The following is a 7,351-nucleotide window of genomic DNA, read 5'->3' on the forward strand; positions in this document are numbered from 1 at the left end:
AATGCGTGTCACACAGACGATGCTCACACAGACGAACTTAAAACATTTATCGAGCAGTTATAACACGCTTGCCCGCGTCCAAGAACAACTGATCAGCGGGAAACGGATCCAAAAAGCGTCCGAGGACCCGGTCGTCGCGATGCAAGGCATCCGTTACCGGACCGAAGTGCGCGAAGTCGACCAGTTCCGCCGTAACGTCAGCGAAGCAACGAGCTGGATGGACTTGACCGACTCGACGTTGAACGAAGTGACGGAAGCCGTCAAACGGATCCGTGAACTGACGACGCAAGCGGCGAACGACACGTACGAGTCGTCGCAACGCGAGATCATCAAGAGTGAGATCGACCAACTCGTCGAACATATCGGTTCGCTCGCGAACTCGAAAGCCGGCGAGAAGTATATTTATAACGGGACGAAGACGGATCAACCGCTTATCGATATGGACAAGTTAAAGGGCTATTTAAAGAACGATCCTTTAAATCCGGTCACGATTGCTGAAATTTATACAGCAAACGAAATACCGGGTGATCCTGACCCGAGCGGTAAAATCGAGTTCGAAGTCTCGAAAGGGATCAAGATGCAAGTGAATATGCAACCGGAGACAGTCTTTGGACAAAAGCTGTTTGAGGGACTTCAAAAGTTAAGTGGCTTGCTTGGGGCAGCGACGACAGGTGGGGCCGATCTATCAGCCGAACTGGCGACGCTCGACACGCTCGGTCAAAGCTTGATCACGGAGCGGGCCGAACTCGGGGCTCGCGCCAACCGCCTCGAACTCGTCGATAATCGTCTGCAAGACCACGAGATCATCGCCAAGACGATCATGTCGAACAATGAAGATATCGATATCGAGAAAGTCATCATGGAGCTCAAGTCACATGAGACGGTACACCGGGCCGCACTCTCAGCCGGGGCCCGCATCATCCAGCCGACGCTCCTCGACTTCCTCCGGTAAGCGCGGATGAACCTGGCGAGACTTGAGATGCGGCAGACGCAGGCCGCGATCCAGATGACGTCGAACCGCCCCGTGCTCGAGATGAGACAAGGGCGGGCCGACGTGTCGATGACGCAAGGCAAGGTCGAGATGACGCAACAGACGAGACAAGGCACGCTCGAAGTCGACTCATCGGTCGCACGCAGTGAGAGCAACTTGAAAAGCGCGCTCGAACTCGGCCGCTACTTCGGCCAGCTCGGCGAACAAGGCGTGCGTGAGGCGACGAGTCAGGCGGCCCGGGAAGGCGATCAACTGATGCGGATCGAGAACGGCAACCCGATCCCGAGCATCGCCGCGAGTAAAGTGAACGACCCGTACCCGATCGTCGACATGGGCTATATGCCGAAGTCGATCGACCGCGTCAAGTTGACGTATACGCCGGCGGATGTCAAAATCGAATGGAACCTGACGCCGGCACAAATAGATGTATCGCTTACCCCGGCCGAGATTTCGTTCACACCATGGACGACGGACATCTCGCTTCGCCAAGAGGCGTCGCTCGAGATGTGGCCAATCGGTGGCATGTATGATGAGACGCGTTGAAAGTGAGGACAAACCATGTTCATTGAGACAGATTATTTTGGCAAGATTGAAGTGAATGATGAAGAGACGATTTCGTTCGTCAGCGAGGTGCCCGGTTTTCCGGACTCGAAGACGTTCGTCCTCATTCCGTACGGGGACGACCTCCCGTTCTGGTCATTGCAGTCGATCGAAGATGCGGCTTGTGCGTTCGTCGTGACGAACCCGTTTTGGCATAAGGCGGATTATGCGTTCGAACTGACGGACGGTGCCAAGGAGCAACTCGCGATCGGTGAGGCCGAGCACGTCTCGGTATACGCCATCGTCACGCTTCGCGAACCGTTCGACGCCTCGACGCTCAACTTGAAGGCACCGATCGTCATCGAGACGAAAGAGCGCCGTGGCAAGCAAGTCATCCTTGACGATGCCTACTCGGCCCGCTACCCGCTCGGCGGCCAGAAAGCAGAGGTGCGCTGATGCTCGTATTGAAACGAAAACAAGGTGAGGCGATCCATATCGGCGACGATGTGACGCTCACCGTGCTCGCCATCGAAGGCGACCAAGTCAAGCTCGGCATCGACGCCCCGCGTCACATCGACATCCATCGCCACGAGGTGTATGTCCAGATGCAAACCGAGAACGAATCGGCCCGCGATAGTGCCAATTTGATGAAACAAATGCTTAAAAACAAGTCGGAAGCATGAGCTTTCGACTTTTTGGCTGGCTGAATTTTTAGATAGGCTGACACGTGTCATACGGGTACGATAGGATAGATAGGAAGAATTGGGAAAGGATTGGGTCGATTGGGTCAGGTTGTAAACATTTTTTTTATCAATATCAGCATCATCTATTTGCTCATTTCGTTGACGTTTTATGTGATGCGTGACGTTTTGCCGATTCAAGTGTCATCACCCATCTCGATCCGCATCTGGTTCGGGCTGTCGAACGGACTGATCGCTGTGTTGCTGACGATCAACTCAATCGTCGTCGACGGGGCCAAAATCGACCTGCGGATCATCCCGTTCGCACTCGCGGCGGCATTCGCCGGTCCGGTCGGGGTGACCGTCGCCATCATCACATCTGTCGCGGCCAGGTTGATGACAGAGGGATTCAGTGCGGTCATCATGAACGCCTTCGTCATGATCGGCATTTTTTGGGTGATTGCCGTCGGGCTCGGTCGCCAATCGGTGCGCCGAGGTCATTCGTTCGCGGTGTACATCGCGATCGGCATGGCGCTCGTCCTCGTCCGCGTCGTCGGCAACGTCTCGCTCGATACGTTTATTGACGTGTTCATCCCGTATTTCCTGATGACATCGCTCGGGGCTTGGATGTGCTACTGGGGTGCCAAGAAGTTGGAGACCCACCTTTGGATGTTCCGTCTGCATACCCATCGGGCGACGGTCGACGAGTTGACGGGACTCCCGAACCGCTACATGACGCTCGAACGGTTGAGCGAGGTGGAACTGTCAGGTCGACCGTGGGCACTCTTCGTCATCGATGTCGACCATTTCAAGCAATTGAACGATACATATGGCCATCGTGCCGGCGACGAGGCGTTGCGTCAAATCGGTGAGACGTTACGCCTGAACTGCCCGGACGGGGGATTTGTCGGTCGGTACGGCGGCGAAGAATTTTTGATGGTCGTCGAAGGTGCAGGGGAGGCCGTCGTGGCGCTTGCCGACGCGGTCGTCGATGTCGTCCGCGAGACACCGTTCACGTTCGAGGGGGAAACGATCCCGATGACGATCTCGATCGGGGCATCGGTCGCCGACGCCGAACCGAGCATGCTTGTGTTCGAGCGGGCCGATGCGGCGCTTTATGCGGCGAAGATGAGCGGACGCGATCAGGCACGATTAGGATAACGCGAAAGGTCGGCCCCGGGGCCGACCTTTTTAGTGAATATTTTTCTTTTTGAACTGTCCGCCCCGGACATCGTAAATGTTGCCGATGGCAAGGAACGCCTTTTCGTCATAGTCGTCGAGGATGTCTTTCAGTTTCGTCTCCTCTAAGCGGCTGATGACGGTGAAGATGACTTTCTTGCCGTCGCCCGTGTACGCCCCTTCGCCGTGAAGGTACGTCACGCCGCGGCCGAGCCGGTCCATGATGGCCTGACCGATCTCATCCGGTTCGGTCGTGATGATCCACGCCGATTTCGATTGGTCGATCCCTTCTAACACGATGTCGATCGTCTTGAAGGCGACGAAATAAGTGATGAGCGAGTACATGGCCCGGTCCCAGCTGAAGACGAAGCCGGCCGTGCCGAGGATGAAGATGTTGAAGAACATGACGATCTCGCCGACGGAGAACGGGAGCCGGTCCGTGAACGACACGGCCAAAATCTCGGTCCCGTCGAGCGACCCGCCGGCCCGGATGACGAGTCCGATCCCGGCGCCGAGCAAGAAGCCGCCGAACACGGTTGAGAGGAGCAGATCGTCCGTGAACGGTTCGATCGAGTGTAACAGGATCGTGAAGCCGGACATGAGTAAGATGGCGACGAGGGTGACGACGGCAAACGTCTTCCCGATCTGGCGGTAGCCGAAGAAGATGAACGGCAAGTTGAACAGGACGAGCCAGATGGCGATTTTTGTTTCCGTCAGATACGAGACAATGATCGAGACGCCGACGATGCCGCCGTCGATGATCTGGTTCGGGACGAGGAACGCCTCGAGCCCGATGGCGAAAATGAAGGCGCCGATCAAGAGGAGCAGCGCTTTTGCGAAGAGCTCGGTCGGTTTGATCGGGTTATGTTCCCGCTTTAAGCGGAGCACTTCCTCCGGGGTGGGGGAAGGCATCGGTGGACGCTGCATCGCGTATCGCCCCTTTCCTTTTTGTTTTAGTATAGCAAACCTCACAACGGATTTTACGGTCGAGGCAGGAAATCTGACACAAATTATGGAACAAGTCGAGAATCAGGAAGGAGAGATCTCATGCGTCCATATGGATTGTTCGGCAAGTTGACCGCTATTCCGGGTGAGCGTGACACGTTGCTCGCGATCTTGCTCGAGGCGGCCGAGGCGATGAAACAAGAGTCGACGTGCGCTATGTACCGGGTGAACGTCTCACTCGATGACGATTCGATTCTCGTCTACGAAGTGTGGGAAAGTGTAGACGCCCATCAGCAATCGCTCTCGCTTGAGACGACGAAGACGCTGATCGAGCGGGCGCGACCGGTCTTGGCCAAAGTCGAGCGCTTGGCCGTGTTCGAGCCTAGAGGCGAATATTGAAAAACATCCACGTCCGCGGACGTGGATGTTTTATCATGCTTTCGTCAAACTGCCTTTGACCTGCTCATAAAACTCGTCCATCATGCCGGTACGGCTACCGAGCTGACAGATGAGTTCGAGCGTTTCTTTATAGAACTTTTTAACGAGTCCTTTGTTTTTGACTTCCATCGACGCGAGCGTCTTGTCGAGGTTTTGGAGAATCTCCTCGATCTGGTTGTCCGAGTCCGGTTTGACGACCGTCATGTTGTCCGGGATCTTGACGACTTTTTCTTGTTCCTGGTGACGGAACGAAGCGCCGAAGCCGAGGTTCTCGATGAACAAGTGCGGCATCGCCTTCTGACCGAAGAATTGTTGGTGCCACTCGCTCGCTTTCATCGTGTCCATGTCTTGCTTGAACGTGGACGCCGTCGAGACGTATTTTTTAAACAGATCCGTCATGAATTTTTCGATGACCGGGATTTGCAGGGCGAAGACGTTTTTCAAGAGCGCGTCGAGCTGTGCGCGCGACAATTGGGATTCGTTTGACATGTCAGTTCCTCTTTTCTGTAATACGATATCTTTATCGTATGGGATTGGCGGACGGGCGTCAACGCATCCTAAAAAGTTTTTTCAGAATATTTAATGATTTGACGTTAATTTGTGCGATAATCGTCTCATGGCAGTCATCAAAGAGGAGTGAGTTCAACATGAATAAAACAGTAAAATGGGCCGTCGCGCTTGGCGTGACCGGTGCCCTCGTCGCAACGGTCGGTGTCGTCTCGTCACGCGGACGGACCGATGATACGTCACAGACGATCCGTGACCGCGACCTCGGCTACGAGATCATTCTCCCGTCGAAGATCGCCGAGGCGATCGAGCGCGGTGACGTCTATATCGAAAAAGCACAAGACGTCGTCGATATCGGCGATAAAAATAGCTACGGCACGTTCGACCTCTACTATAACGTCGAGGACGGGGACGACCAACTGTTGTTCCACCTTGACTTGATCGACCGTGAACTCTCGGAAGAGGCGTTCGCGACCGAAATCGGTTACGGCAACTATCTCGGCGCGAGCGACAAGACGTTCTTCTGGGTCGAGCCGACCGAGGCCGTCCCAGGCGCCGAGGCGCATACGGATGAGATCGCGGAGTTACTTGAGACGCTCCCGGAGCTCGAGTTCCGTACGTTATGAGTCAGCCCGCTTCGGCGGGCTTTTTCGATTATGCTACAATACAGTTGAGGTGATTCGTATGAATTGGACAGTAGAAGAAGCAAGACAGGCAGAACAGGTTTTAGCGCTCGAAGGAGCGGTCAACGCGCATGACGCGATCGACGTGAAAATCGGTCACGTCGCGGTCGGACAGAACGACTACGCCGTCTATGACGGTGAGACGTTGATCGGTTATTTGATGTTGTTCCCGTATCTCCCGAACGAGTATGAGGTCAATGCGCTCGTCCATCCGGACTACCGCAAGCAAGGCGTCTTCACGGCGCTCCTCGATGCAGCGAAACGCGACGCGAAAGAGAACGGTTGCGAGGCGTTCACGTTCGTCATCGACCGCAAGTCGAAGTCGGGTAAGGCGGTCGTCGACCACCTTGGCGCGGCGTATCAGTTCTCGGAGTACAACCTCGTCTTGAAGAAAGCCGAGTTGTTCTTGAAACCGAACGAAGTGTCGCTCCGTGAGGCGACGGACGCTGACCGTCCCGTCATCATCGAGACGCTCAGTGAGGCGTTCGGTGACCCGGTCGACGTGACCGAGAACATCTACAGCCAAATCGACACGCCGGACCGCGTGACGTACATCGGTGAAGTTGAAGGGCGTCCCGTCGGTGTCATCCGCGCGCTGTTGTCAGGTGACGATGCCGCGAGCATCCACGCGTTCGGCGTGCGGGCGAGCGAACAAGGCCAAGGCTACGGCACGAAGATGCTGAAGCAGATGGTCCAACAGCTGTTCCGTATGGGCCGCACGAAGCTCGAACTCGATGTCGAGACCGAAAACAAGGCCGCACTCGAGATTTACAAGCGGGCCGGATTCGCTGAGAACGGCGGCTATGAGTTTTACTTACTAGAACTGTGAGGTGGAGACGATGGTTCGGAATTTGAAATGGTTAGGTGCCGCGTTTGAGGCGTTGCTCGGCATCCCGGTGCTCGGTGGGCTGTTCATCATCAGTATGGGTTATTCACCGCTCGGATTCATGCTCGTGTTTCACATCGTCGTCCTGATTCTGTCGGTATCGCGGTTGAACAAAGTCTCGTTCGGCCCGATCGTCGGGATCACGGCGTCAGTGCTCGGCTTCATCCCGTTCGTTGGCATGATGTTGCACTGGGTGGCGGCGATCGCTCTTGCGATCGATGCGCTCACGACGACCCGTGAACGGACACGTGTGATAAAAGAAGACGACCGCTTTTAAAGGACGCTCTCGAATGGAGGGCACTGAAAAACCTCCGCTCTATCCGAGCGTGAACAGAAAAAAGGGCGATTGGACCGACTCAAGTCGGGACAATCGCTCTTTTTCCTTGCCCTTATCCTGTTTTTTCTTTTGAGAGGGTGATGATCCGCTTCAGGTTTACCGCGATGATCGCCATCACGCTCTGTAACGTCATGCCTTTCAGGTCTGACGTTTTGTTTCGCGCCA

The 7,351-nt window shown here is 55.3% G+C and carries 11 protein-coding genes; 9 read left to right on the forward strand and 2 right to left on the reverse strand.

Annotation, left to right across the window (positions count from 1 at the left end; all coding sequences use genetic code 11):
* The first annotated feature begins 1 nt into the window (after nt 1).
* From flgL to EVJ32_RS03415, 5 genes are all read left to right on the forward strand, one after another.
* Entirely contained in the window at nt 2–952 is a 951-nt protein-coding gene (gene flgL, locus EVJ32_RS03395) for a flagellar hook-associated protein FlgL (protein ID WP_131456630.1), read from the forward strand.
* Nucleotides 953–979: 27 nt separating this feature from the next.
* Nucleotides 980–1,534 (forward strand): DUF6470 family protein, encoded by a 555-nt coding sequence (locus tag EVJ32_RS03400; protein WP_236635510.1) that lies wholly within the window; start codon nt 980–982, stop codon nt 1,532–1,534.
* A gap of 15 nt (nt 1,535–1,549) precedes the next feature.
* Nucleotides 1,550–1,987, forward strand: coding sequence for a flagellar assembly protein FliW (fliW, locus tag EVJ32_RS03405; protein ID WP_131456634.1), 438 nt, complete (start codon nt 1,550–1,552; stop codon nt 1,985–1,987).
* Nucleotides 1,987–2,214 carry a carbon storage regulator CsrA gene (csrA, locus tag EVJ32_RS03410; RefSeq protein ID WP_016509303.1) on the forward strand — a complete coding sequence of 76 codons (228 nt, stop codon included), beginning with the start codon at nt 1,987–1,989 and terminating at the stop codon, nt 2,212–2,214. Before fliW ends, csrA begins: the two co-directional genes overlap by 1 nt.
* 99 nt (nt 2,215–2,313) lie before the next feature.
* Nucleotides 2,314–3,372: a GGDEF domain-containing protein gene (locus EVJ32_RS03415; protein WP_236639471.1), complete on the forward strand. Its 1,059-nt coding sequence runs from the start codon at nt 2,314–2,316 to the stop codon at nt 3,370–3,372.
* A gap of 30 nt (nt 3,373–3,402) precedes the next feature.
* On the opposite strand, the gene EVJ32_RS03420 is transcribed toward EVJ32_RS03415, so the two are convergent.
* Nucleotides 3,403–4,317 (reverse strand): YitT family protein, encoded by a 915-nt coding sequence (locus EVJ32_RS03420; protein ID WP_236639472.1) that lies wholly within the window; start codon nt 4,315–4,317, stop codon nt 3,403–3,405.
* Nucleotides 4,318–4,437: 120 nt separating this feature from the next.
* Between EVJ32_RS03420 and EVJ32_RS03425 the strand changes: the two genes are divergently transcribed.
* Complete coding sequence (locus EVJ32_RS03425) at nt 4,438–4,734, forward strand: putative quinol monooxygenase (RefSeq protein WP_131456636.1); 297 nt, start codon at nt 4,438–4,440, stop codon at nt 4,732–4,734.
* Nucleotides 4,735–4,767: 33 nt separating this feature from the next.
* On the opposite strand, the gene EVJ32_RS03430 is transcribed toward EVJ32_RS03425, so the two are convergent.
* Nucleotides 4,768–5,262, reverse strand: coding sequence for a hypothetical protein (locus EVJ32_RS03430; protein WP_131456638.1), 495 nt, complete (start codon nt 5,260–5,262; stop codon nt 4,768–4,770).
* Between the two features lie 158 nt (nt 5,263–5,420).
* Here EVJ32_RS03430 and EVJ32_RS03435 point away from each other — a divergent pair, with 158 nt between their 5' ends.
* Genes EVJ32_RS03435 through EVJ32_RS03445 form a run of 3 tightly spaced genes read left to right on the forward strand, consistent with a single transcriptional unit; the run spans nt 5,421 to nt 7,126 of the window.
* Complete coding sequence (locus EVJ32_RS03435; protein WP_236635493.1) at nt 5,421–5,906, forward strand: hypothetical protein; 486 nt, start codon at nt 5,421–5,423, stop codon at nt 5,904–5,906.
* A gap of 58 nt (nt 5,907–5,964) precedes the next feature.
* Nucleotides 5,965–6,792, forward strand: coding sequence for a GNAT family N-acetyltransferase (locus tag EVJ32_RS03440; protein ID WP_131456642.1), 828 nt, complete (start codon nt 5,965–5,967; stop codon nt 6,790–6,792).
* 10 nt (nt 6,793–6,802) lie between these two features.
* Nucleotides 6,803–7,126, forward strand: a complete 324-nt coding sequence (locus EVJ32_RS03445) for a hypothetical protein (RefSeq protein ID WP_236633692.1) — start codon at nt 6,803–6,805, stop codon at nt 7,124–7,126.
* Nucleotides 7,127–7,351: the final 225 nt, after the last annotated feature.

Source organism: Exiguobacterium sp. SH5S4 (genome assembly GCF_004337045.1).
Classification (GTDB): Bacteria; Bacillota; Bacilli; order Exiguobacteriales; family Exiguobacteriaceae; genus Exiguobacterium; species Exiguobacterium aurantiacum_A.

What these genes read in the sequence shown, in the direction of transcription:
- flgL (WP_131456630.1), top strand. Translation starts at nt 2, where the DNA reads ATGCGTGTCACACAGACGATGCTCACACAGACGAACTTAAAACATTTA.
- EVJ32_RS03400 (WP_236635510.1), top strand. Translation starts at nt 980, where the DNA reads ATGCGGCAGACGCAGGCCGCGATCCAGATGACGTCGAACCGCCCCGTG.
- fliW (WP_131456634.1), top strand. Translation starts at nt 1,550, where the DNA reads ATGTTCATTGAGACAGATTATTTTGGCAAGATTGAAGTGAATGATGAA.
- csrA (WP_016509303.1), top strand. Translation starts at nt 1,987, where the DNA reads ATGCTCGTATTGAAACGAAAACAAGGTGAGGCGATCCATATCGGCGAC.
- EVJ32_RS03420 (WP_236639472.1), bottom strand. Translation starts at nt 4,317, where the DNA reads ATGCAGCGTCCACCGATGCCTTCCCCCACCCCGGAGGAAGTGCTCCGC.
- EVJ32_RS03425 (WP_131456636.1), top strand. Translation starts at nt 4,438, where the DNA reads ATGCGTCCATATGGATTGTTCGGCAAGTTGACCGCTATTCCGGGTGAG.
- EVJ32_RS03430 (WP_131456638.1), bottom strand. Translation starts at nt 5,262, where the DNA reads ATGTCAAACGAATCCCAATTGTCGCGCGCACAGCTCGACGCGCTCTTG.
- EVJ32_RS03435 (WP_236635493.1), top strand. Translation starts at nt 5,421, where the DNA reads ATGAATAAAACAGTAAAATGGGCCGTCGCGCTTGGCGTGACCGGTGCC.
- EVJ32_RS03440 (WP_131456642.1), top strand. Translation starts at nt 5,965, where the DNA reads ATGAATTGGACAGTAGAAGAAGCAAGACAGGCAGAACAGGTTTTAGCG.
- EVJ32_RS03445 (WP_236633692.1), top strand. Translation starts at nt 6,803, where the DNA reads ATGGTTCGGAATTTGAAATGGTTAGGTGCCGCGTTTGAGGCGTTGCTC.